The sequence below is a fragment of the Lysobacter sp. N42 genome, assembly GCF_004344885.1.
The window spans coordinates 37603-60953 of the sequence record NZ_SKFB01000017.1 but is presented as its reverse complement, the minus strand read 5'-3'; the positions used below and the strand labels follow the sequence as shown (position 1 = coordinate 60953).

General features: G+C 69.6%; 21 protein-coding genes and 9 tRNA genes. 23 read left to right on the top strand and 7 right to left on the bottom strand.

Features of this window, described 5'->3' with window-relative positions:
* A partial coding sequence (locus EYQ95_RS18060) for a M48 family metalloprotease (protein ID WP_132328884.1) occupies positions 1-1083 on the bottom strand: 1083 nt, incomplete at its 3' end.
* A 153-nt stretch (positions 1084-1236) separates the two neighbouring features.
* Between EYQ95_RS18060 and grxC the strand changes: the two genes are divergently transcribed.
* The 3 genes from grxC to EYQ95_RS18045 all read left to right on the top strand — a co-directional run bounded on the left by grxC (position 1237) and on the right by EYQ95_RS18045 (position 3158).
* On the top strand, positions 1237-1536 hold the full coding sequence (grxC, locus tag EYQ95_RS18055; RefSeq protein ID WP_343142556.1) for a glutaredoxin 3: 300 nt from the start codon (positions 1237-1239) through the stop codon (positions 1534-1536).
* Positions 1537-1634: 98 nt separating this feature from the next.
* The gene (locus EYQ95_RS18050; RefSeq protein ID WP_132328880.1) at positions 1635-2027 is read left to right on the top strand and encodes a carboxymuconolactone decarboxylase family protein; all 393 of its coding nucleotides are present in this window, start codon (positions 1635-1637) and stop codon (positions 2025-2027) included.
* A gap of 123 nt (positions 2028-2150) precedes the next feature.
* Positions 2151-3158 carry an isocitrate dehydrogenase gene (locus tag EYQ95_RS18045; protein ID WP_132328878.1) on the top strand — a complete coding sequence of 336 codons (1008 nt, stop codon included), beginning with the start codon at positions 2151-2153 and terminating at the stop codon, positions 3156-3158.
* Positions 3159-3224: 66 nt separating this feature from the next.
* Here EYQ95_RS18045 and EYQ95_RS18040 read toward each other — a convergent pair whose 3' ends face one another.
* A complete protein-coding gene (locus EYQ95_RS18040) occupies positions 3225-3983 on the bottom strand; it encodes a Bax inhibitor-1/YccA family protein (protein WP_132328876.1) in 759 nt (252 codons plus the stop codon).
* Positions 3984-4114: 131 nt separating this feature from the next.
* Between EYQ95_RS18040 and EYQ95_RS18035 the strand changes: the two genes are divergently transcribed.
* From EYQ95_RS18035 to EYQ95_RS17965, 15 genes are all read left to right on the top strand, one after another.
* Positions 4115-4191, top strand: a tRNA-Pro gene (locus EYQ95_RS18035).
* A gap of 37 nt (positions 4192-4228) precedes the next feature.
* Positions 4229-4302 (top strand) — tRNA-Arg (locus EYQ95_RS18030).
* 109 nt (positions 4303-4411) lie between these two features.
* Positions 4412-4488, top strand: a tRNA-His gene (locus EYQ95_RS18025).
* A gap of 52 nt (positions 4489-4540) precedes the next feature.
* Positions 4541-4616: transfer RNA gene (locus EYQ95_RS18020), tRNA-Lys, on the top strand.
* Between the two features lie 59 nt (positions 4617-4675).
* Positions 4676-4760 (top strand) — tRNA-Leu (locus EYQ95_RS18015).
* A 318-nt stretch (positions 4761-5078) separates the two neighbouring features.
* Positions 5079-6377, top strand: coding sequence for a trigger factor (gene tig / locus EYQ95_RS18010; protein WP_132328874.1), 1299 nt, complete (start codon positions 5079-5081; stop codon positions 6375-6377).
* An 83-nt stretch (positions 6378-6460) separates the two neighbouring features.
* Complete coding sequence (clpP, locus tag EYQ95_RS18005) at positions 6461-7087, top strand: ATP-dependent Clp endopeptidase proteolytic subunit ClpP (protein ID WP_132328872.1); 627 nt, start codon at positions 6461-6463, stop codon at positions 7085-7087.
* 142 nt (positions 7088-7229) lie between these two features.
* Entirely contained in the window at positions 7230-8519 is a 1290-nt protein-coding gene (gene clpX / locus EYQ95_RS18000; RefSeq protein ID WP_132328870.1) for an ATP-dependent Clp protease ATP-binding subunit ClpX, read from the top strand.
* 309 nt (positions 8520-8828) lie between these two features.
* Positions 8829-11258, top strand: a complete 2430-nt coding sequence (lon, locus tag EYQ95_RS17995) for an endopeptidase La (RefSeq protein ID WP_132328868.1) — start codon at positions 8829-8831, stop codon at positions 11256-11258.
* A 210-nt stretch (positions 11259-11468) separates the two neighbouring features.
* Positions 11469-11741: an HU family DNA-binding protein gene (locus EYQ95_RS17990; RefSeq protein WP_132328866.1), complete on the top strand. Its 273-nt coding sequence runs from the start codon at positions 11469-11471 to the stop codon at positions 11739-11741.
* A gap of 59 nt (positions 11742-11800) precedes the next feature.
* Positions 11801-11875: transfer RNA gene (locus tag EYQ95_RS17985), tRNA-Val, on the top strand.
* 31 nt (positions 11876-11906) lie between these two features.
* A tRNA-Asp gene (locus EYQ95_RS17980) sits at positions 11907-11983 on the top strand.
* A gap of 102 nt (positions 11984-12085) precedes the next feature.
* Positions 12086-12162: transfer RNA gene (locus EYQ95_RS17975), tRNA-Asp, on the top strand.
* Between the two features lie 102 nt (positions 12163-12264).
* Positions 12265-12341 (top strand) — tRNA-Asp (locus EYQ95_RS17970).
* A 104-nt stretch (positions 12342-12445) separates the two neighbouring features.
* Positions 12446-14404: a peptidyl-prolyl cis-trans isomerase gene (locus EYQ95_RS17965; protein WP_132328864.1), complete on the top strand. Its 1959-nt coding sequence runs from the start codon at positions 12446-12448 to the stop codon at positions 14402-14404.
* A 69-nt stretch (positions 14405-14473) separates the two neighbouring features.
* Here the strand turns inward: EYQ95_RS17965 and EYQ95_RS17960 are convergent, their stop codons facing one another.
* The 3 genes from EYQ95_RS17960 to gloB all read right to left on the bottom strand — a co-directional run bounded on the left by EYQ95_RS17960 (position 14474) and on the right by gloB (position 17264).
* Positions 14474-15268 (bottom strand): enoyl-ACP reductase, encoded by a 795-nt coding sequence (locus EYQ95_RS17960; protein ID WP_132328862.1) that lies wholly within the window; start codon positions 15266-15268, stop codon positions 14474-14476.
* A gap of 80 nt (positions 15269-15348) precedes the next feature.
* Positions 15349-16479 (bottom strand): lytic transglycosylase domain-containing protein, encoded by a 1131-nt coding sequence (locus tag EYQ95_RS17955; protein WP_132328860.1) that lies wholly within the window; start codon positions 16477-16479, stop codon positions 15349-15351.
* On the bottom strand, positions 16476-17264 hold the full coding sequence (gene gloB / locus EYQ95_RS17950) for a hydroxyacylglutathione hydrolase (RefSeq protein WP_132328858.1): 789 nt from the start codon (positions 17262-17264) through the stop codon (positions 16476-16478). Before gloB ends, EYQ95_RS17955 begins: the two co-directional genes overlap by 4 nt.
* A 272-nt stretch (positions 17265-17536) precedes the next feature.
* On the opposite strand from gloB, the gene rnhA reads away from it, so the two are divergent.
* Together rnhA and dnaQ are read left to right on the top strand one after the other, a co-directional pair.
* Positions 17537-18013 carry a ribonuclease HI gene (gene rnhA, locus EYQ95_RS17945; RefSeq protein WP_132328856.1) on the top strand — a complete coding sequence of 159 codons (477 nt, stop codon included), beginning with the start codon at positions 17537-17539 and terminating at the stop codon, positions 18011-18013.
* Positions 18014-18029: 16 nt separating this feature from the next.
* On the top strand, positions 18030-18770 hold the full coding sequence (gene dnaQ, locus EYQ95_RS17940) for a DNA polymerase III subunit epsilon (protein WP_132328854.1): 741 nt from the start codon (positions 18030-18032) through the stop codon (positions 18768-18770).
* A gap of 3 nt (positions 18771-18773) precedes the next feature.
* Here the strand turns inward: dnaQ and EYQ95_RS17935 are convergent, their stop codons facing one another.
* Positions 18774-19478: a PP2C family serine/threonine-protein phosphatase gene (locus EYQ95_RS17935; protein WP_132328852.1), complete on the bottom strand. Its 705-nt coding sequence runs from the start codon at positions 19476-19478 to the stop codon at positions 18774-18776.
* Positions 19479-19634: 156 nt separating this feature from the next.
* On the opposite strand from EYQ95_RS17935, the gene EYQ95_RS17930 reads away from it, so the two are divergent.
* From EYQ95_RS17930 to EYQ95_RS17920, 3 genes are read left to right on the top strand one after another with little or no spacing between them, the layout of a single operon-like run.
* Positions 19635-20522, top strand: coding sequence for an MBL fold metallo-hydrolase (locus EYQ95_RS17930; protein ID WP_132328850.1), 888 nt, complete (start codon positions 19635-19637; stop codon positions 20520-20522).
* A complete protein-coding gene (locus tag EYQ95_RS17925; protein WP_132328848.1) occupies positions 20519-21235 on the top strand; it encodes a TMEM43 family protein in 717 nt (238 codons plus the stop codon). Before EYQ95_RS17930 ends, EYQ95_RS17925 begins: the two co-directional genes overlap by 4 nt.
* Positions 21235-21633 carry an MAPEG family protein gene (locus EYQ95_RS17920; protein WP_132328846.1) on the top strand — a complete coding sequence of 133 codons (399 nt, stop codon included), beginning with the start codon at positions 21235-21237 and terminating at the stop codon, positions 21631-21633. Before EYQ95_RS17925 ends, EYQ95_RS17920 begins: the two co-directional genes overlap by 1 nt.
* Positions 21634-21689: 56 nt before the next feature.
* Here EYQ95_RS17920 and EYQ95_RS17915 read toward each other — a convergent pair whose 3' ends face one another.
* Positions 21690-23201 (bottom strand): aminotransferase class III-fold pyridoxal phosphate-dependent enzyme, encoded by a 1512-nt coding sequence (locus EYQ95_RS17915; RefSeq protein WP_132328844.1) that lies wholly within the window; start codon positions 23199-23201, stop codon positions 21690-21692.
* Between the last annotated feature and the right edge of the window lie 150 nt (positions 23202-23351).

Below are 23351 nucleotides of genomic sequence, written 5' to 3'. Positions count from 1 at the left end.
GGCCAGCGCGGCCAGCGCCGGCAGCGCGCGCCGGGCCTGCCCGGCCTGCAGCTGCGCCACGGCCATGCCGTAGCGTTCGGCGGCGGTCAGGCTGCGTGCGCGGGCCAGCGCCTCGTACTCGCGGATCGCCTCCGCCGGCGTGGGTGCGCTGAGCACGCGCAGGCGCTCGCGGGCGAGCTCGAACACGCCGGTACGGCCGCTGGCGAGCCGGGTCGAGACGTCGATGCCGCCCGGAAGGAGCGGGTTGTCGCTGCGCATCCCGGCCGAGAAGGACGGCCGGTTGGCGCGCACGCGCTCGACGCGCTCCTTCGCCTCGGTGATGCGCGTGGTGGTCATCGGGTGCGTGCGCAGGTAGTCGGGCGTCTCGCCGTACAGGCTGGCCGCGTTGGTGCGCGAGCGCGCGTGCATCTTCGCGAAGAAGTCGGCCATGCCGGCCGGGTCGAAGCCCGCGCGCGCGAGCGCCTGGATGCCCAGGCGGTCGGCCTCCGACTCGTTGGAGCGCGTGTAGTCGATCTGGCGCTGCTGCGCGAGCCCCATGGCGCCGACGATGGCCGCCTGCGCGGCGTCGTCGGCCGAGTTGCCGCCCGAGGCATTGGCGATCGCGACGGCCCCCAGCATGGCCAGGAGGATCGGCAACTGGTCGCGCTGCGCGCGCTCGACGCCGCGCAGCACGTGCTCCTGCGTCACGTGCGCGACCTCGTGCGCGAGAACGCCGGCCACCTCGTCCTCGCGTTCGGCCGCCAGCACCAGGCCGGAGTTCACGCCTACGTACCCGCCCAGCGTGGCGAAGGCGTTGATCTCGCGCTGGCGCATCATGAAGAAGGTGTAGCCGCGCCGCGGGTCGTCGCTGGCGCCGGCGATCCGCTGCCCGAGGGTGTCCAGCCAGCTGTCGACCAGCGGATCCTCGAGCAGGTAGTCGTAGTGGCGCAGCTGCGCGAGCAGCATGGCGCCGTACTCGGCCTCCTTGGCCGGCGTGATGAGCTCGCCGGCCGAGGAGCCGATGTCGGGCAGGCGATTGTCCTGCGCGAGAGCGAGGCCCGTGGAGCAGGCGAGGGCGGCGGCGGTGAGGACGATGCGGAGCAAGGCGGAACCTCGTGAGTGGCCGCGGCGGCCCGGCGAGCATGACGCGGGGCGGCCGCCACGGCGTGAACCGGCGGTTAAAACGCTTGGACCGCGCCGATGCCGCAGTGTTCCGCGTCCGGGGGTGGAAAACGCTCCGGGCGCCCGCCATAGTCGGTGGATTCCCGTCGGAGACCCGCGTTGAGCACGCCCGCGAACATCGTCATCTACACCACGGCCGTCTGTCCCTACTGCGTGGCGGCCAAGAACTTCCTGCAGAGCAAGGGCCAGACCTGGTCCGAGGTGCGCGTCGACCTCGAACCCGAGCTGCGCAGGAAGATGACCGAAATCACCGGCCGCACCAGCGTGCCGCAGATCTTCATCAACGGCACCCATGTGGGTGGCTACGACGACATGATCGCCCTGCATCGCGCGGGCGGCCTCGATCCGTTGCTGCAGGGCCAAGCCCCCGGCTGAGGCGCCGCCGCCGGCCGTCCGGCCCGGAAGCGGCCGGCGGGGCCCCGGGCCGAAACCGCCGCGCCACCGGCCGCCGCCTTCAACAGCAACGAGACGATATGAGCACCCAGAACGAAAAGGATCGCGTCGCCGAGTTCACCGCCTTCCGCAAGCGGATGAACGAGCGCATCCTCGCCGAGCCCAACCAGGTCGTGCGCCGCTTCTTCGCGCTCGACACGCAGACGTACCAGCCCGGCGCGCTCGACGTGAAGACCAAGGAGCTGCTCGGCCTGGTCGCCTCGATGGTCCTGCGCTGCGACGACTGCATCAGCTACCACGTAGCCCAGTGCCGGCAGGCCGGGGTCAACCGCGCCGAGATGTTCGAGGCCTTCTCGGTGGGGCTGGTGGTGGGCGGCTCCATCGTCATTCCGCACCTGCGTCGCGCGGTCGACTTCCTCGACCGCCTCGAGGCCGGCGAAGCGGCCGCGCCCGTGGGCCACGACCACGGCTGAAGCGGCCGTTTCCCCTTCCGCGACCATCGTCCAGAGGCGGCCTCGTCGCCCTTCCGGCATAATGCGCGGCTGTTCATTCGGCGCCGTACGGTTCGTTGGCGCCCCTTCTGCCGGAAATTTCCCATGACGCAAACCATCACGGTCATCCGCGGCGACGGCATCGGCCCGGAGATCATGGACGCCACGCTGCACGTCCTCGATTCCATGAATCTCGGCCTCTCCTACGAGTTCGCCGACGCCGGCATCGTCGCGCTGGAAAAGCACGGCGAGCTGCTTCCGGCGGCCACGATGGAGTCGATCCGCCGCACGCGCATCGCCCTCAAGAGCCCGCTGACCACGCCGGTCGGCGAGGGCTTCTCCTCGATCAACGTCGAGCTGCGCAAGCGCTTCGACCTGTATGCCAACGTGCGCCCGGCCAAGTCGTTCCCGAACACGAAGTCGCGCTTCGCCTCGGGTGTGGACCTGGTCACCGTCCGCGAGAACACCGAGGGCGCGTACATCGGCGAGGGCCAGTCGGTGTCGGAGGACGGCGAGACGGCCATGCTCACGCAGAAGGTCACGCGCCGCGGCTCCGAGCGCATCGTGCGCTACGCCTTCGAACTGGCGCGCCGCACCGGCCGCAAGAAGGTGACCGTCGTCCACAAGGCCAACATCCTGAAGTCGACGTCGGGCCTGTTCCTCAAGACCGCGCGCCTGGTCGCGCAGGAGTACCCCGACATCGAGTGCAACGAGATGATCGTGGACAACTGCTGCATGCAGCTGGTCATGAGGCCCGAGCAGTTCGACGTCATCGTGACCACGAACCTCTTCGGCGACATCATCTCCGACCTCTGCGCCGGCCTGGTCGGCGGCCTGGGCCTGGCGCCCGGCGCGAACATCGGCAGCGACGCGGCGATCTTCGAGGCCGTCCACGGCACCGCGCCCGACATCGCCGGCCAGGGCAAGGCCAATCCGTGCGCGCTGCTGCTGGCCGCGGCCCAGATGCTCGACCACCTGGGCAAGTGCGAGGAAGCCGAGCGCCTGCGCCGCGCCATCGTGCAGACGCTGGAGGAAAAGGACTCGCTGACGCCCGACCTCGGCGGTACCGGCAACACGATGTCGTTCGCGCAGGCCATCGCGCGACGCGTCTGACCGCCCGAATCCCGGCATGGAAAAGGCCGCCCTCGGGCGGCCTTTTTTTCGTCCCCGCGGCGACTTTCAGTCGCGCGACTGCAGCTTGGACAGCAGGCGCAGGATCTCGAGGTACAGCCAGACGAGGGTGACCAGCAGCCCGAATGCCGCGTACCACTCCATGTACTTGGGTGCCCCGGCTTCGACGCCCTGCTCGATGAAGTCGAAATCCAGCACGAGGTTGAGCGCGGCGACCACCACCACCGCCAGCGAGAACAGGATGCCGACCGTGCCGCTCTCGTGGATGAAGCCCATGCCCTCGAAGCCGAACAGGCGCATGCCGATGTTCACGAGGTAGAGCAGGGCGATCGCGCCGGTGGCCGCGAACACGCCCAGCTTGAAGTTCTCGGTGGCGCGGATCAGGCCGCTGCGGTAGGCCAGCAGCAGGGCGCCCAGCGTGCCGAACGTGAGGGCGACGGCCTGCATCACGATGCCGGGGAAGCGGGCCTCGAACGAGGCGGAGATCCCGCCGATGAAAAGGCCTTCGAGCACGGCGTAAAGCGGAGCGGTCACCGGCGACCATGCCTTCTTGAAGACCGTCACCAGGGCCACCACGAGCCCGCCGACCGCGCCGCCGATGGCCAGCGCGCCCACCGTCGCCGAGCCGGGATCGGCGAAGTACATGCTCCACGGATAGAGCGCGGCCGCCAGTGTCAGCACCAGCAGGAACGCGGTCTTGTTCACGGCGCCGTTGAGGGTCATGACGCCGCGGTCGCCGCGCACGATGGTGCCGGAACCGAGGTCGAGGAAGGTGGAATCCTTGAGGGCGGGGTTGCCGCTGCGCATGCGTGGGTCCAGTCCGTTCGAAACCGTGAGCATAGCGGGCGGGGCGCGGCGCGTCCGCATTGACACCCGCCGTCCGGCACCCGAAAATGGACGGCCTTTCGCAGCGCTGGCGCGCAACGGAAGTCACCGGCCGGGGCATAGCGCAGTCTGGTAGCGCATCTGGTTTGGGACCAGAGGGTCGGGGGTTCGAATCCCTCTGCCCCGACCACCCAACCCCGGTTGCTCACGGAACCGCTCGGGAAAACGCGCCCGTAGCTCAACCGGATAGAGCACCGGCCTTCTAAGCCGGTGGTTGCAGGTTCGAGTCCTGCCGGGCGCGCCGCGCAAGGTGGTACGAGCGCCAGCGAACGGACAACGCGCCGCCGCGCGTCGCGGTACCGAAACACCGGCGTGCTGTTGCTTTCCGACAGCCGCCACGAAGCTTTACGGTGGCTGTAGCTCAGTTGGTTAGAGTACTGGATTGTGATTCCAGTTGTCGGGGGTTCGAGTCCCCTCAGCCACCCCAATTCGCCTCGTCCGATTGTGTTCAGGACGAGAGCTGGTACAATTCGCAGCACGGGCCGTTAGCTCAGTTGGTAGAGCAGTTGACTCTTAATCAATAGGTCCAAGGTTCGAATCCTTGACGGCCCACCAATTCGAAAGCACCCGGTTCGCCGGGTGCTTTTTTGTTTGAGCGGCCCAGGCGGCCGCACGCGAAAGTGGCGGAACTGGTAGACGCACTGGATTTAGGTTCCAGCGGGTAACCCCGTCCGGGTTCGAGTCCCGGCTTTCGCACCACGCAAGGCCGGTTTCCCCGGCGCCCGGGGTGTCGCCGCCCTTGCCGCGCACCCGCGGCGCCGACCACGGGTGAGGCATCTGCGCAGGCCCCGCCTGCTCCCGCCGCTCGACCGCAGGCGCCCCTGCAGCCGGCGCTGCCGGGGCGGGGCACGGCCGGTGCCTGGCATCGCCGGTCCTCGGCCTGCGTTCCAGCTGGCGCCCCACGGCCGTATCCGCCAAACTATCGCGTTCCATTAACGTGGCGGCGCCCAGCGGCGGCCCGTCCCGCACCGTCAGCCAGATACGTCCCGCGGCAAGGCCGCGGTCGCAGGAGTGGATATGCAAGTTTCGGTCGAATCCGTCGGCAACCTCGAGCGCCGCATGACCCTGAGCCTCCCGGCCGAGCAGCTGGAGTCGGCGGTCGCCGATCGCCTGCGCGAGATCGCGCGCGGCGCCAAGCTCAAGGGCTTCCGCCCGGGCAAGGTGCCGGCGAAGGTCATCGAGCAGCGCTACGGCCAGCAGGTCCGCTCGGAGATCCTGGACCGCATGCTCGGCGACAGCTTCCGCAACGCCATCCGCGAGAACGACCTGCAGATCGCCGGCAGCCCGCGCATCCAGCCCGCCCAGGGCGACGACGGCCAGATCGCCTTCGTGGCCGATTTCGAGGTCGTGCCGGACTTCGGCGACATCGACGTCTCCAAGCTGAAGGTGGTGCGGCACACCGCGGAGGTGACCGACGCCGACATCGACACGATGATCGAGAACCTGCGCCTGCAGCGCCGCAGCTGGACCGCGGTCGACCGCGGCGTCGAGAAGGGCGACATGGTCGAGTTCGAGACCTGGTCGCAGGCCGGCGACACCCGCGTGCCCGCCGAGGGCGTCGAGCGCGGCGCCGACGTGATCGGCTCGGGCATGATGCTCGAGGCCATCGAGCAGGCCCTGCTCGGCATGAAGGCCGGCGAGAGCAAGCAGTTCGATGCCGAGTTCCCGGCCGACTGGCGCGTGCCCGAGTACGCCGGCAGGACCGTGCAGGTCAACATCACCGTGACCCGCGTGGCGCAGCCGGTGGACCCGGAGGTCGATGCCGACTTCATCCGCAGCTTCGGCGTGAAGAGCGGCGAGATGGAGCAGTTCCGCGCCGAGATCCGCAGCAACCTCGAGCGCGAGCTCAAGGGCGCGCTCATGAACCGCCTGCGCCGCGAGGTCGGCGAGCAGCTGGTGGCCGCCTACCAGCACGTCGAGCTGCCGTCCAAGCTGGTCGAGAACGAGGCGCGCTCGATGGCGCTGCAGGCGCTGGAGAACAGCCGCCGCCAGGGCTACCAGGGCGGCCTGCCCGAAAATGCCCATGAGCAGTTCATGGAGCCGGCCCGCAAGCGCACGCTGGTGGGCCTGCTGGTGGGCGAGGTGGCCCGCCGCAACGAGCTGCGCTTGGACCCGCGCCGCGTGAACGAAACCCTGCGCCTGATCGCCTCGACCTACGAGGAGCCCCAGCAGGTCATCGAACTCTACCGCAACGACCAGAACCTCATGCAGGGCCTGCAGGCGCGCGTGATGGAGGAGCAGGTGATCGACTGGATCGCCGAGCGCGCCGAGCACACGGAACAGCAGCTGACCTTCGCCGAGGCGATCCGCCAGTAAACGGCCGCAGAGGCTTGCGCGACGGTCCGGCCGGCCCCACGTTGGCCGGACCGAAATCGATACCCCCAGGGAACCCCCGCACCATGGACAACCGCATCAAGGCCCTGAACCTCGTGCCGATGGTGGTCGAGCAGACCAGCCGCGGCGAGCGCGCGTACGACATCTACTCGCGCCTGCTGAAGGAGCGGGTGATCTTCCTGGTCGGCCCGATCGACGACCACATGGCGAATGTGATCGTCGCGCAGATGCTCTTCCTCGAGGCGGAGAACCCCGAGAAGGACATCAACCTCTACATCAACTCTCCCGGCGGCGTCGTCACGGCCGGCATGGCGATCTACGACACCATGCAGTACATCCGCCCGGACGTGAGCACGATCTGCGTCGGCCAGGCGGCGTCGATGGGCGCGCTGCTGCTGGCCTCCGGCGCCAAGGGCAAGCGCTACGCGCTGCCCAACTCGCGCGTGATGATCCACCAGCCGCTGGGCGGCTTCCAGGGCCAGGCCTCCGACATCGACATCCATGCCCGCGAGATCCTGACCTTGCGCCAGAAGCTGAACGAGATCCTGGCGCACCACACCGGCCAGGCCATCGAGACCATCGCCCGCGACACCGAGCGCGACAACTTCAAGAGCGCGCAGGCGTCCAAGGAGTACGGGCTGGTCGACCAGGTGCTCGAGCGCCGTCCGGACGAGTCGATCCAGGCGACCTGAACCGTCGGCGTCCGGAAGCGTCCGGACCGCCTTCACATAACCCGGACACCGCCGCCCGGGGCCCTTGGGACCCCGGAACCGCGTGCTATTCTCGGGCTGTCCCACCGGGGCGCGTGCCCGCGCCCGCATCGACAGGCAGAACATGAGCGACGACCGACAGGGCCGCACGGGCGAAAGCAGCAAGATCCTCTACTGCTCGTTCTGCGGGAAGAGCCAGCACGAGGTGCGCAAGCTCATCGCCGGCCCGAGCGTATTCATCTGCGATGAATGCGTGGAGCTTTGCAACGACATCATCCGCGAGGAGCTCCAGGAGAAGGCGCAGTCCACCCGCAGCCATCTCCCCAAGCCCAAGGAGATCCTCGAGGTCCTGGACCAGTACGTGATCGGCCAGCAGCGCGCCAAGCGCACGCTCGCCGTGGCCGTCTACAACCACTACAAGCGCATCGAGAGCCGCCAGCGCAACGACGACGTCGAGCTGGCCAAGTCGAACATCCTGCTGGTCGGCCCGACCGGCTCGGGCAAGACGCTGCTGGCCGAGACGCTGGCGCGCCTGCTCAACGTGCCGTTCACGATGGCCGACGCCACGACACTGACCGAAGCCGGCTACGTGGGCGAGGACGTCGAGAACATCATCCAGAAGCTGCTGCAGAAGTGCGACTACGACGTCGAGAAGGCGCAGCAGGGCATCGTCTACATCGACGAGATCGACAAGATCTCGCGCAAGTCCGATAACCCGTCCATCACCCGCGACGTCTCGGGCGAGGGTGTGCAGCAGGCGCTCCTGAAGCTCATCGAGGGCACCATCGCCTCGGTGCCGCCGCAGGGCGGGCGCAAGCATCCGCAGCAGGAGTTCCTGCAGGTCGACACGCGCAACATCCTGTTCATCGTCGGCGGCGCGTTCGCCGGGCTGGACAAGATCATCCAGCAGCGCAGCACGGACTCCGGCGGCATCGGCTTCGGTGCGAAGGTCAAGAGCAGCGAGCGCAAGGCCGACATCGGCAAGGTGCTGGCCGACGTCGAGCCCGAGGACCTGATCAAGTTCGGCCTGATCCCCGAGTTCGTCGGCCGCCTGCCGGTGATCGCCACGCTTGAGGAGCTGGACGAGGCGGCGCTGGTGAAGATCCTCACCGAGCCCAAGAACGCCATCACCAAGCAGTTCAAGAAGCTGTTCGAGATGGAAGGCGTGGAGCTCGAGTTCCGCCCCGACGCGCTCTCGGCCATCGCCCGGAAGGCGCTCAAGCGCAAGACGGGCGCGCGCGGCCTGCGGACGATCGTGGAGTCGGTGCTGCTGGACACCATGTACGACCTGCCGTCGCTGGAGAACGTCGGCAAGGTGGTCGTGGACGAGACGGTCATCGAGCACAAGGCCGAGCCGTATCTGATCTACCAGAACCCGCCGCCGCCGCAGGCCAAGGTGGCTTCCGGCGACTGAGGCCGGCCTCCCGCGATACGCACGAACCGGCAGCCTCGGCTGCCGGTTTGCGTTGGGGCGCCCGCCCGCTGGCGATGTGGCGCCCGTCAACGGGGGCGGTCGGCCGTTCCGGCCAGGCGGGTGCGCCGCCTGCCGCAGGAATGCGGCCGCTTGGGCGGCGGCGTGCCCGATCGGAGGGTTCCCGGGCCGTGGCACCATGCTTGCAACGCGCCCCGTAGGGCCCCATTTAGGCCCTGGGCAGGCATCTCTACGTACCTTTTTCAGCGTTCGCCGCATGCTGGCGGTCGCGATGATCCCGGGAGTCCCTCAATGACCGAATCCACCGCACGCGAGCTCACGGACCTGGCGGTCCTGCCGTTGCGCGACGTCGTGGTTTTTCCGCACATGGTCATTCCGCTGTTCGTCGGCCGTGACAAGTCCATCCGCGCGCTGGATGCCGCCATGGAGGCGGACAAGCGGATCCTGCTGGTCGCGCAGAAGTCGGCCGACGTCGACGACCCGTCCGGCAATGACCTGTATCCGGTGGGCACGCTCGCGCACGTCCTGCAGCTGCTGAAGCTGCCCGACGGCACCATCAAGGTGCTGGTCGAGGGCGTGGCGCGCGCGAAGGTCGACAAGGTGATCGAACGCAACGGCGCCCTGGCGGGCCGCGCGCGGATCATCGAGCCGGAGGCCGATCGCGACGAGCGCGAGCTCGAGGCGATCACGCGCACGCTGCTCGGCCTGTTCGAGCAGTACGTCAAGTCAAACCGCAAGCTGCCGCCCGAGCTGATGCAGACGCTCGCCGGGATCGACGAGCCGGGCCGCCTGGCCGACACCATCGCCGCGCACCTCTCCGTGCGCATCTCCGAGAAGCAGCGGCTGCTGGAGACGCACGGCATCGGCGCGCGCCTGGAGATGCTGGTCGGCTTCGTCGATGGCGAGATCGACGTGCAGCAGCTGGAAAAGCGCATCCGCGGCCGCGTGAAGTCGCAGATGGAGCGCAGCCAGCGCGAGTACTACCTCAACGAGCAGATGAAGGCGATCCAGAAGGAACTGGGCGAGCTCGACGATGCGCCGAACGACATCGACGCGTACGCGCGCAAGATCGCCGAGGCGGGCATGCCGAAGGCCGTGGAGGCCAAGGCGCGCACCGAGCTCAACAAGCTCAAGCAGATGTCGCCGATGTCGGCCGAGTCGGCGGTCGTGCGCAACTACCTCGACTGGCTGCTGGGCGTGCCCTGGAACAAGCGCACCCGCGTGCGCAAGGATCTCAAGGCCGCGCAGGAAGTGCTGGACGCCGACCACTTCGGCCTGGAGAAGGTCAAGGAACGCATCCTCGAGTACCTCGCCGTGCAGTCGCGTGTGCAGAAGATGCGCGGGCCGATCCTGTGCCTGGTCGGCCCGCCGGGCGTGGGCAAGACCTCGCTCGGCCAGTCGATCGCCAAGGCCACCAACCGCAAGTTCGTGCGCATGTCGCTCGGTGGCGTGCGCGACGAGGCCGAGATCCGCGGCCATCGCCGCACGTACGTGGGGTCCATGCCCGGGCGCATCGTGCAGAACCTCAACAAGGTCGGCAGCAAGAACCCGCTGTTCGTGCTGGACGAGATCGACAAGATGGCGATGGACTTCCGCGGCGACCCGTCTTCGGCGCTGCTGGAGGTGCTCGACCCCGAGCAGAACAGCGCCTTCAACGACCACTACCTGGAAGTCGACCTCGACCTCTCGGAAGTGATGTTCGTGGCGACCTCGAACTCGCTCAACATCCCCGGCCCGCTGCTGGACCGCATGGAAGTCATCCGCATTCCGGGCTACACGGAAGAGGAGAAGCTCAGCATCGCCGAGCGCTACCTGCTGCCCAAGCAGATCAAGGCCAACGGCCTGAGACCGGAGGAGATCAAGGTCTCCGACGACGCGCTGCGCGACACGATCCGCTACTACACGCGCGAGTCGGGCGTGCGCAACCTCGAGCGCCAGATCGCGAAGATCTGCCGCAAGGTGGTGAAGGAACTCGCGCTCGCCGGTGCCAAGGTGCGCAAGGGCCCGGTGCTGGTCAGCCCGAAGAACCTGGAGAAGTACCTCGGCGTGCGCCAGTACGATTTCGGTCGTGCGGAGGAGCAGAACGAGGTCGGCCTGGTCACCGGCCTGGCGTGGACGCAGACCGGTGGCGACCTGATGCAGATCGAGGCGGCGCTCGCGCCGGGCAAGGGCGCGATGCTGCTGACCGGCCAGTTGGGCGACGTCATGAAGGAGTCGGCCTCCGCGGCGCTTTCGGTCGTGCGCGGCCGCGCGGAGCGGCTGGGCATCGACATCGACTTCCTGCAGAAGCACGACCTGCACGTGCACGTGCCCGAGGGCGCGGTGCCCAAGGACGGTCCGTCCGCGGGCATCGCGATGGTGACGGCGCTGGTCTCGCTGCTGACCAGGAACCCGATCCGCGCCGACGTGGCCATGACCGGCGAGATCACGCTGCGCGGCCGTGTCCTGGCCATCGGCGGGCTGCGCGAGAAGCTGCTCGCGGCGCTGCGTGGTGGCATCAAGACCGTGATCATCCCCGACGAGAACAGGAAGGACCTCGTCGACATGCCCAAGTCGGTGACCAAGGGGCTGGAGATCATCGCGGTGAAGTGGATCGACGAGGTGCTCGACGTGGCACTCGAGCAGCCGATCACGCCGCCGGCCAGCCCGATGGCGCCCGCCGAGGACATGCCCGTACTCGAATCACCGGTGAGCAATACGCCGGTCGAAGTGACGCATTGAGGACAGCGTAGAAAGCGTGCCTGCAGCCGGAAAGCCGCGTACTTGCTGGCTTTCCGGCTTGCCTGCCGATTCGCGCCGCTGGTATAACGGGCGCGCACCGCGTCGGCGCATGCGCCGATCGGGCAGGTCGAACAGGGGAGCCTGCCGCCGGGGTGCCTCCACCGGTCCTCAGTACGTCTGCGGCTTCTGCCGCCCAGGGAGTCAAGAAGAATGAACAAAGCCGATTTCGTGGCGGCGGTGGCCGATGCCGCCGAGCTGTCGCGCACCGAAGCCGCGAATGCGGTCGATGCGATGGTGAGCGTGATCACCAAGGCGCTGAAGAAGGGCGACACCGTGACGCTGGTAGGCTTCGGCACGTTCCAGGTGCGCAAGCGCGCCGCCCGCCAGGGCCGCAATCCGAAGACGGGCGAGACCATCAAGATCAAGGCCTCGAAGAATCCTGCGTTCAAGGCTGGCAAGGCCCTCAAGGACGCTGTAAACTAGCGAACTCGCCCGCCAGCGCCGGTTGGGGCTGGTCGGCAACCGCCTAGCGGTTCAAAGCTGGGTGCTTAGCTCAGTGGTAGAGCGTCTCCTTTACACGGAGAGGGTCGGGGGTTCGAAACCCTCAGCACCCACCACGGCGGCCCGGCAGGCGGAAAGTTTCAGCGCGGAGCGGTAGTTCAGTCGGTTAGAATGCTGGCCTGTCACGCCGGAGGTCGCGGGTTCGAGTCCCGTCCGCTCCGCCACTTGTCCGAGGCGCCGTTCGCGGCGCCTTCGCTTTCCGGTCCGGGCACCGGGCGTCCCCGAGGCGCAAAGTCCGGGCAGCGATGCTGCGGTAGTCCAAACGTGGAGCGGTAGTTCAGTCGGTTAGAATGCTGGCCTGTCACGCCGGAGGTCGCGGGTTCGAGTCCCGTCCGCTCCGCCACTTGTCCGAGGCGCCGTTCGCGGCGCCTTCGCTTTCCGGTCCGGGCACCGGGCGTCCCCGAGGCGCAAAGTCCGGGCAGCGATGCTGCGGTAGTCCAAACGTGGAGCGGTAGTTCAGTCGGTTAGAATGCTGGCCTGTCACGCCGGAGGTCGCGGGTTCGAGTCCCGTCCGCTCCGCCACTGCGATCAAAGCGCCGAAAGGCGCTTTTTTCGTTTCTGCGCTCCGGCGGCAGGCCGCCGGGAAGCGGCTACACTGTCGGGCTTCGATACCGACGCCGCTTCCCATGCTGCAGACCCTTCGCGACAAGACCTCCGGCTGGATGGCCACCGTGATCCTCGGCATCCTGATCGTGCCGTTCGCGCTGGTGGGCGTGCAGGAATACTTCACCCAGGTGCGCGAACAGCCCGTCGCGACCGTGCGCATGGCGCCGGGCTGGTGGCCCTCGGCCCCGGCCTGGTGGCCCGCGCGCATGCTTTGGGACGACGTGCAGATCTCCCAGGCCGAGTTCCGCGAGCGCCTCGAGCAGGAGCGCCAGACGCAGCGCCGCGAAGAGGGCGAGCGTTTCGACGCGCGCGCCTTCGATTCGATCGAGAACAAGCGCCGCCTGCTCGAGCGCATGGTCGACGAGCGCGTGCAGCAGCTGTGGGCCGAGCAGCACGGCGTCGCCGTCGGAAACGGCATGGTGCGCCAGACCATCGCGCAGATCCCGGCCTTCCAGGTCAACGGGCGCTTCGACCTGCAGCGCTACCGGCTGGCGCTTTCGACCATGCAGCCGCCGCGTTCGGAGCGCGAGTTCGAGGAGCTGGTCCGCAGCGACCTGCAGCGCACCATGGTGGCGCGTGCGGTCGGCACGTCGAACTTCGTGACCGAGGGTGAGTTCGCCCGCCTCGTCGCCCTGATGGGCGAGCGCCGCGACGTGAGCGTGCTCGAGCTCGCCGCGCCTGCGCCGGAGGCGACGCCGGTGACGGATGCCGAGCTGCAGGCCTGGTATCGCGCGCACCCCGAGGACTTCCGCGCGCCGGAAACCGTCACGCTCGAGTACGTCGAGCTCAATGCCGCCACCATGCCCGCGCCCCGGATCGACGAGGCGCAGCTGCGCGCGCAGTACGAGCGGGAGCGCTCGCGCTTCACCGCCCAGGAGCAGCGCCTGGCCTCGCACATCCTCGTGGAGGTGCCCAAGGACGCCCCCGCGGCGGCCGTGCAGGCCGCGCGCGCCGAGGCCGCGAAGCTGGCGGCGCTGGCGCGTGCCGGCGGCGACTTCGCCGCCCTGGCCCGCGCCAGCAGTGACGACCCGGGCTCGAAGTCGGCCGGTGGCGACCTGGGCTGGGTCGGGCGCGGCATGATGACCGGGCCGTTCGAGGACATGCTGTTCTCGATGCAGGCCGGGCAGGTCAGCGAACCCGTGCGCACGGAGTTCGGCTGGCACGTGATCCAGCTGCGCCAGGTGCAGGCGGGGCAGCAGCAGAGCTTCGAGCAGGCGCGCGAGGCGCTCGCTGCCGAGCTGACGGAGAGCGAACGCGAGCGCGCCTTCAACGCGCTGAGCACGCGCGTGGTCGATGCCGTGCTGAAGAACCCGTCGTCGCTCGCGCCGGCGGCGCGCGAGGCCGGCCTGCAGCTGCAGCGCACCGGGCCGATCGCGCGTGGCCAGGGGCAGGGCGTGATCGCCGCGCCCGCGGTGCAGCGCGTCGCGTTCTCGGAATCGGCGATCGAAGACGGCATGGTCAGCGACCCGATCGAGATCGCGCCGAACCACAGCGTGCTGGTGCGCGTGGCGTCCCACTCGCCGGCGCGCACGCTGCCGCTGGCGCAGGTGCGCGAGCGCGTGGCGCAGGCGGTGCGTGCCGACCGTGCCCGCAAGGCGCAGGAGCAGCGGGCGAAGGCCCTCGTGGCGCGCGTGCAGCCCGGCACTTCGCTGGCCCAGGTCGCCGCGGCCGAAGGCCTGCCCGCCCCGCGCAACCTGACGGGCGTGCCGCGCGGCGCGCCGGTGCTGGGCGACGGGGTGGCCGATGCCTTCTTCAGCGCCAACCCCGGCAAGGCGGGCTCGCGCGTGCTGGAGGACGGTCGCGCGATCGTCTTCGTGGTCGACCGCGTGCAGCCGGGCACGCTGGCCGACCTGCCGCCGCCGCAGCGCGAGGCCTTCGAGCAGCAGATGGCCGACCTGCGTGGCTTGGGCGATGTCGAGTCGCTGGTGAAGGCGATGCGTCGCGGGATGAAGGTCGAGATCGACGAAACCAACCTCTGAGGCCGGCACCGGCATGAAAAAAAAGCCCGGCTCAGGCCGGGCTTTTTCGCTGGGGCGCGATGCGAGGGCTCAGTCCTCGTCGCCGATGCCGGTCATGCCGAGGATGTTGTAGCCGGAGTCGACGTAGGTGACCTCGCCGGTGATGCCGGCCGCGAGGTCCGAGCAGAGGAACGCGGCCGTGTTGCCGACGTCCTCGATGGTGACGCTGCGGCGCAGCGGCGCGTAGGTCTCGAAGTGGTGCAGCATCTTGCGGAAGTTCGCGATGCCCGCGGCGGCGAGCGTCTTGATCGGGCCCGCGGAGATCGCATTGACGCGGGTGCCTTCCGGGCCGAGGTTGAGCGCGAGGTAGCGCACGGTGGCTTCCAGGCTGGCCTTGGCCACGCCCATGACGTTGTAGTTCTGCAGCGCGCGCTCGGCGCCCAGGTAGCTCAGCGTCAGGATCGAGCCGTTGCGGCCGGCCATCATCGGGCGCGCGGCCTTGGCGAGGGCTGCCAGCGAATAGGCGGAGATGTCATGGGCGATGGCGAAGTTTTCGCGCGTCAGGCCGTCCAGGAACTCGCCCTCGATGGCCTCGCGCGGGGCATAGGCGATGCAGTGCACGAGGATGTCGAAGCCGTCCCAGCGCTGCCCCAGCTGCTCGAAGCACTGGGCGATCTGCTCGTCGGAGGTGACGTCGAGCGGAATCACGATGCCGCTGCCGTACTCGGCGGCGGCGGCCTCCACGCGCGACTTGAGCTTGTCGTTCTGGTAGGTGAGCGCCAGCTCCGCGCCCTGGTTCCGCATCGCTTCGGCGATGCCGGTGGCGATCGAGCGCTGGCTCGCGATGCCGGTGATCAGTGCGCGCTTGCCCTGCAGGAAACCCATGGTCGCTCCGAGTCGTGAGGCCCGCGGTGGCGGGCGGGGGCGCTAGTGTGCCCGCCGCCCGGCCCGCGGGCTACCCGCGGTCACCGGCGCGGCAGCGCGTCGATCGCGAGCACCGTGCCCGGCGCGAGCAGCCGGCCGGTGTCCAGCCCGTTGAGCGTCAGCAGGTGGCCGACGGTGACGCCGTAGCGCCGGGCGATGCGCCAGAGGTTGTCGCCCACGCCGACGGTATGGCGCCGCGGCGATTCGGCGGCGGCGGTGGATACGAGCGCGCCTGCCGCGGATACGGCGCCTGCGGCCACGTCCGTCGCAGCCGTGGGCGACGCGGTGCCTGCGGTCGACGCCGTACCTGGCGCAGGCGAGCCCAGCCTGGCCGCGCCCGAGCCGCCCGCGACCACGTTCGGTACCAGCCCGGCAAGCAGCGAATCGCCGTTCTCCGAGCGCGCCGAGTCGACCGGGTGCTGCGCGACGAGCGCTTCCGAAGTCGCGACGGGCGCCAGGCGGCGCACCGGACGGTCGAGCGAGGCGAGCCAGCGCGGTTCGTCGTCGGCCTGCGCGATCACGCAGGAGATCGCGTGCAGCTTGTCGTCGTAGGCACGCGTGATCTCGGGCAGGCCCTGCAGCGACTCGGCCTTCGCCGTGCGCGCGCTCTGCCCCGAGCGCTTGAGCGCGGAGAAGATGCGGCCTTCGCCCACGTTGTAGGCCATCACGGCCAGGCGCCAGTTGCCGCCGAACATGCCGTGCAGCGTCTTGAGGTAGCGCACGGCGGCCTTGGTCGAATCGACCGTGGACATGCGGCCGTCGTAGCCGGCGCGCATCGGCACCTTGTGGTTGCGCGCGGTGCTGGCGATGAACTGCCACAGCCCGGCCGGCCCCGCGGGGCTGCGCGCGCTGGGCTTGTAGCCACTCTCCACGAACGGGATCAGCGCGTACTCGGTGGGCAGATGCGCGGCGCGCATGGATTCGACTACGTGGGCGAACGCGGCGAGCGTGTCGTCGCGCTCGGCGAGCTGCTTGGGCGCGTGGGCGTACTGCCGTGCATAACGGTTCGACGTCGCGGGGCAGGCGGGCTCGGCGAGGCCGGCGCGGAAGCGCTCGTAGATCTCGCGTCCGCTGCGGGTGTCAGCCTCGGCGGCGGAGGCGGTGCCCTGCATCGCCAGCAGCAGGCCCGCGGCGAGCGCCGCGCCACGGATGCGTGAGGTGGCCGCGTTCATGACGCGAACCCGTCCTTCCACGCGCGCAGCGTCGCGAACGTCTCCAAGGCGTCCGACGGCGCGCGGCCAAGACGCCGGGCGGCAGCGGCGATCACCGCGGGCTCGTCGCAGCGCAGGAACGGATTGCAGTCGAGCTCGTCGCCGAGGGTGCTGGGCAGGGTGGGACGGTGGGCATCGCGCATGGTCCGGGCCTCCTTCATGCGGCGCTGGAGCGCCGTGTTGTCGGGTTCGACCACCGCCGCGAATGCGGCATTGGCCAGCGTGTATTCGTGCCCGCAGCAGACGCGGGTCTCGCGCGGAAGCGATGCGAGCTTCGCCAGGGAGTCGTGCATCTGCGCCGCGTCGCCTTCGAACAGGCGGCCGCAGCCGAGGCTGAAAAGCGTGTCGCCGCAGAACAGCACCGGCGCATCGCCGGCGTCGAGCGCCTCGACGAAGAAGGCCACGTGCGTGCGGGTGTGGCCCGGCACGTGGAGCGTCCGGATGCGCCAGGTCTCGAAGTCGACGACCTCGCCGTCCGCGGGGCGGTGCATGGGCAGGTCGATGCGCGCATCGTCCGGGCCGTACACGGGCAGCGCGGGCCAGCGCGCCAGCATGGGCACGGCACCGGCGACGTGGTCGCCGTGGTGGTGGGTCAGCAGGAGCGCGACGGGGACGAACTCGCCCTCGTTGGCCGCCTCGAGCACCGGAGCGGCCTCGCTGGGATCGACCACCAGCGCCCGGCCCTGTGCATTGCGAAGTACCCAGATGTAGTTGTCGACGCGCGCAGGCAGACACTGCAGACGCATTGGCAATTACCTCCGTCGGTTAGTGCCACCTCAGACGTCCGATGAAACTGAACGCGCTGAACGGCTGGGTGCTGGTCCCGAAGAAGGGGCGACCTTGCCCTCGACGACGGACCCGCGTCAACCCGCGGTGAGCCCCGGGCAGGACGCTCACCCGCCGTGGACCATGGCGAACCGTCCGTAAATCCCTGATGTCGTGGGCGTTAAGAAAATGAACAGCCTGCAGCCGGCTGTCCGACGAGCGGCCGTCCGGAAGGATCGGGAATAATGTCCGGATGCCCGACGCGACCCCCGGCGGCCTCAAGGCCGTGCACATCCATACCGACGGCGCCTGCCTCGGCAATCCCGGCCCCGGTGGCTGGGCCGCGCTGCTGCGCTATCGCCAGAAGGAGCGCGAGCTCTCCGGCGGGGAGCCGGACACCACCAACAACCGCATGGAGCTGATGGCGGCGATCCGGGCGCTCGAGGTGCTGACCGAACCCTGCAGCATTGCGCTGTATACCGACTCGCAGTACGTACGGCAGGGCATCATGCAGTGGCTGCCGAACTGGGTGCGCCGCGGCTGGCGCACGGCGGCGGGCGAACCGGTGAAGAACCGCGACCTGTGGGAGCGCCTGCACGCCGCGACGCAGCGCCACCAGATCGAGTGGCACTGGGTGAAGGGACACTCGGGCGACCCCGACAACGAACGCGTCGACCAGCTGGCGCGCGCGCAGGCCGAGAAGCTGCGCACGCCCGCGTTGATCCGCTGACCGGCATACTGCGCGCATGCGCCAGGTCATCCTCGATACCGAAACCACCGGCCTGAGCTGGGAACGCGGCTGCCGCGTGGTCGAAATCGGCTGCGTGGAGTTCGTGGAGCGGCGCCCGACCGGGCGCACGTTCCACCGCTACATCAATCCCGAATGCGACTTCGAGCCCGGCGCTTCCGAAGTCACCGGTCTCACGCTCGACTTCCTCGCCGCCAAGCCGCGCTTTGCGGAGATCGTCGACGAGTTCATCGAGTTCATCGACGGCGCCGAACTGATCATCCACAACGCGGACTTCGACGTCGGCTTCCTCGACAACGAACTGCGCCTGTGCGGTGCCCATTACGGCTGTCTCTCCGCGCGTTGCCGCATCGAGGACACCCTGCTGCTGGCGCGAAAGCGCTATCCCGGCCAGCGCAATTCGCTGGACGCGCTCTGCCGGCGCTTGGGCGTGGACAACTCGCATCGCCAGCTGCACGGCGCGCTGCTCGACGCGCAGCTGCTCGCCGAGGTCTACATCGGCCTGACCTCGGGGCAGACCGACCTGGGCTTCGGCGAGGTGAGCCTCGACGCAGGGGTCGACGCGCTGCCGTTCGAGATCGATCTCAACCGCCCGCGACCGCGTGTACAGCCCACTCCAGAGGAGCTGGCCGCGCACGAGGGGCGGCTGGCGGTGCTGCGCAAGAAGGCCGGTGCCGCGGTATGGGACCGCTTCGTCGACGTCGCGGCCGACACCGTGGGCGAGCCCGCCGTCGCCTGAGCCTCAGACCCGGCGAACCACCAGGACGGTGATGTTGTCCGAGCCGCCGCCGTCCAGCGCGGCGGCCACCAGCGTTTCGGCGCATTCCTGCGCGCTGCAGTCCTGGCGCGCGAGCACGCGACCGATGGCCGGGTCGTCCACTTCCTCGGTCAGGCCGTCGCTGCACAGCAGCAGCTGCATGCCGGGGCGCAGCTCGCCAGTGATCGTTTCGACGTTGAGGTTGCGCGGATCGGTGACGCCCAGTGCCTGGGTGACGACGTTGCGGTGCGGATGGTTGCGCGCCTGCTCGTGGGTGAGCGCGCCGTTGGCGATCAGCTCCTGCACGTAGCTGTGGTCCTGCGAGAGCTGCATCAGCTGCCCGTCGCGCCAGAGATAGATGCGGCTGTCGCCCACCCAGGCGACCTCGAAGCGGTCGCCCTTCACGCGCGCGGCGGCGACGGTGGTGCCCATCGGCAGTGCGTCGTTGCGACGGCGCGAGGTGCCGATGATCTCCTCGTCGGCGATGCGGATGGCCTGCGCGAGCGGGGTGCCGTCGCGGATCTCGCGGACGATGGTCTCGCGCGCCAGCGCGCTGGCGACCTCGCCGTACTCGTGCCCGCCCATGCCGTCGGCCACCAGCCACAGGCCGAGGTCGCCATCGGCGTAGTAGGTGTCCTCGTTCAGTTCCCGGCGCAGTCCTGCGTGGGTGAGATGTCCGTATTCGATCATGGGCTCGCGGGGCGGCGGCGGCCCGTCGATGATCGGGGCCCGCCGGCGGCGTGGCAAGGCGGAATTCCACCTAGACCGGCCGTTTCCGCGTGACGAGCGTTCCCCTTCGCCGGCCGATGGCCGATCATGGCGCCACCCGTCCGGCGAGGTGATGTCATGAAACTCTGGTCGATCATGGGCAACAGCCAGAAGCTCGACGGCGGTGCGATGTTCGGCAACGCGCCGCGCGCCCTGTGGAGCCGCTGGGCGCCGCCCGACGAGCACGGGCGCATCGACCTGGCCTGCCGCGCACTGCTGGCCTCGCCGCTGGCAGGCAAGACCGTGCTGTTCGAGGCCGGCATCGGCGCCTTCTTCGAGCCCCGGCTGCGCGAGCGCTTCGGGGTGGTCGAGGACCGCCACGTGCTGCTGGATTCGCTGGCCCAGGCCGGCTTCGGGCCGGAGGACATCGACGTGGTCGTGCTCTCCCACCTGCATTTCGACCATGCCGGTGGGCTGCTCGCGCCCTGGGTCGAGGGCCAGGAACCCAGGCTGGTGTTCCCGAACGCCACCTATGTCGTCGGGCGCCGCCACTTCGAGCGCGCACGCAATCCGCACGACCGCGACCGCGCCAGCTTCATCCCGGCGCTGCCCGCACTGCTGGAGTCGACCGGGCGGCTGGAGCTGGTGGACGGCGAGTTCTCCAGGACCCTCGGCGAGGCCGTGCGCTTCCACTTCAGCGACGGGCATACGCCGGGCCTCATGCTGGCCGAGATCGTCGGCCCGGCCGGTCCCCAGGGACATCGGCACGGGGGCGTCGTGTTCTGCGCCGACCTGATCCCCGGCCGCCCTTGGGTGCACGTGCCGATCACGATGGGCTACGACCGCAATGCCGAGCTGCTCATCGACGAGAAGCGGGCCTTCCTGGAGGACATGCTGGCGCGCGAGGTGCACCTGTATTTCACCCACGACCCGGACTGCGCGCTCGCCAAGGTGGTGAAGTCGCCCGAGGGCCGCTTCGGCACCACCCACGAGGTTCCCTCGCTGCAGGCGCGTCCGCTCGGATGAGCCGGCTGCTGGCGCCGCTGCTGCTGGGCGCGCTGCTGGCCGGGCCGGTCTGCGCCCAGGAGGGCGCACCCCAGGGCGAGCCGCGCGGCGACCGCCGGCTGCGCGATCCGGACTTCGGCGTCGAATCGGACGCGTTCGGGCTGGAGCGGCGCGTGGAGATGTACCAGTGGCGGCGCGATGCCAACGGCTATGCGCGCGTCTGGAACGCGGCGCCCATCGATTCCTCCGATTTCGACCCCGCCCACCGCAATCCGCCGCGCCTGCCCGTGCGCAACCGGCAGTGGTGGGTGGGCTCGGTAACGCTCGACGGACGCCCCCTGCCGCTGGCGACGGTGCGCCTGCTCGGCCAGTGGACGCCGCTGCGGCCCGGCTTCTCGGCGCTGCCCGAGCACTTCGCCCGCCGTTACCAGCCCGAGGGCGATGGCCTGGGCAGCAGCTACAACCCGCTCGCGCCCGAGATCGGCGACGTGCGCATCACCTGGCACGAGTTCACGCTGCCGCCCCTGGCGGGCAAGGTGGAACTGCGCGACGGTGCCTGGCGGCTGACGCCGCGCACCGCGGCGGCGCCGCAGCCCGCGCGTCCGGCAGTGGACATCGCCGCCACCGCCCATTCCCTCGCCATGCGCTTGCGGCCCTGGATCATCGCCCTGGCGGTGGCCGCGCTGGTGGGCGTGTGGTTCCTCGTTCGCGCGCTTACCGGAGGTCGATCCTGATGCCGCATGTCACGTTGTTCGTCGCAGGCCTGCACGGCCTGCTGCTGCTCGCCCTGCTGATGCCGATCGTGCGGCTGCGCCGTGGCCGCCGCATCGGCCTGGGTGACGGCGGCGACCGCGAGCTGCTGCGGCGCATCCGCGTGCATGCCAACTTCGTCGAGAACGTGCCCTTCGCGTTGCTGCTGCTCGCTCTGCTGGAACTGTCGGGGCTCGATGCCCGCCTGGTCGCGGTCCTGGGTGGCGTGCTGTTCCTGGCGCGCCTGCTGCATGCGCAGGGGCTCGCCGCCAGTGGCGGCAGCTCTTTCGGGCGCCTGTGGGGCACCCTGCTGACGTGGGGCGTACTGCTGGCGGGCTCGTTGCTGGCCATCGCGCTCGCGGGCGCGCGCCTGCTGGGCTGACCGCAACGAAAAGGGCCGGCGGATGCCGGCCCTCTTGGCGGTACGCGAGCCTCGCGTCAGGCTGCGTTGGCCTGCTCGAGGCGCGGACCTTCGCGCAGCGCGCGGCCGACCATCGACACCACCATTTCCAGCTCCTCGCTGGTGATGGTGAAGGTGGGCGTGAAGCGCAGCGAGTTCACGCCGCCGTGGATCACGCCGATGCCGCGCTCGCGCAGCCACTCTTCCGTGCTGCCGGCGCCGTAGCACTTGAACTGCGGCGCGAGCTCGCAGGAAAACAGCAGGCCGGTGCCCTGCACCCTGGTGATCAGGCCACCGAGCTCGGCGCGCAGCGCCTCCAGGCGCTCGACCGCCTCGCGACCCCGCGCGCGGATGTTCTCCTGCACGGCGGGCGTGACCTGCTCGAGCACCGCGCAGGCCACGTCGAGCGCGCGCGGATTGGTCGTCATCGTGTTGCCGTACAGGCCCTTGCGGTAGAGCGCGGCGGCGCGGGCATTCACCGCGAGCACCGACAGCGGGTACTGGCCGGCGTTGAGCGCCTTGGAGTAGGTCTCCATGTCCGGCGCCTCGGCATTCTCGAAACCGGGGTAGTCGACGATAGACAGCACGCCCTGCGCGCGCAGCCCCGCCTGGATCGAGTCGACCAGCAGCAGCGCGCCATGCTCGCGCGTGAGTTCGCGCGCGGCGGCATAGAACGCGGGCGGCACGCAGCGGCCCGGGTCGCCTTCGCCCATCACCGGTTCGAGGAACATGGCCTCGATGAACCAGCCGTTCGCCTCGGCATCGGCGAACGCGCGCCGCAGCGCTTCGATGTCGTAGGGCTCGACGGTGATGACCGACTCCTCGCCGCGGAAGCTCGCCAGGTGCTGCATGTAGGTCTTGCGCGAGGAGTCCGAGTACAGCGCCGGGCGCTCGGTGCGGCCATGGAAGCTGCCCTTGACCACCAGGCGCTTGATCGCGCGGCCGGCATGGCGTGCACCCGGGTCCGTCATCAGCTTGGCATTGGCATCGGCGATGCGCGCCGCCAGCGACACCGACTCCGAGCCCGAATTGAGGCAGAAGAAGCGCTCGTAGGGGCAGCCGCCGCGGTTGACGCCCACCGCGGCGCGGATCGCGCGGTCGAAGCGCAACTGCGAGAGCGAGGGGGTCATGATGTTGGCCATCACCTGCGGGCGGGCCATGGCGTCGATGACGGCCGGCGGCGCATGCCCGAAGCCGAGCATGCCGTAACCGCCGGAGTCGTGGATCACGGCGCCCTTGAGCGTGACGATCCACGGGCCGCGCGCGGCCAGCGCGACGTAGGGATTGACGGCGTCGTCGGGATAGAAGTTGACGAAACCCGCCTGCACGGCGCGGATCTGCTGCTCCTCGTCGAGGTCGAGCAGGTCGCCGAACTCCGTCGCCACCTGCGCGAAGGCGCCCGCGGCGGCCTCGATGGCCTCGCGCAGCTCCGGGTGGGATGCGGCGAAGCGCTCGATGATGGCATCGTCCAGCCCCGTGGTGCGCCGGCTGCCGCCGCGTGCGCGCAGGGGGGCGAGGAGGGCGACGACGTTCGCGGCGGCATGGGACATGGCGGGCTCCGTAGTACGGAAGAAGCGACGCGCAGAAAGCCGCGGCGACGCGTTTTCCGTTTCCATTCAAAAGGTTGCGTTCATGCTATCACGCGGCGTTCGCGCGGATAACCCCCGGCGGCGCGGGCGCCGACCGCTACACTGTGCGGC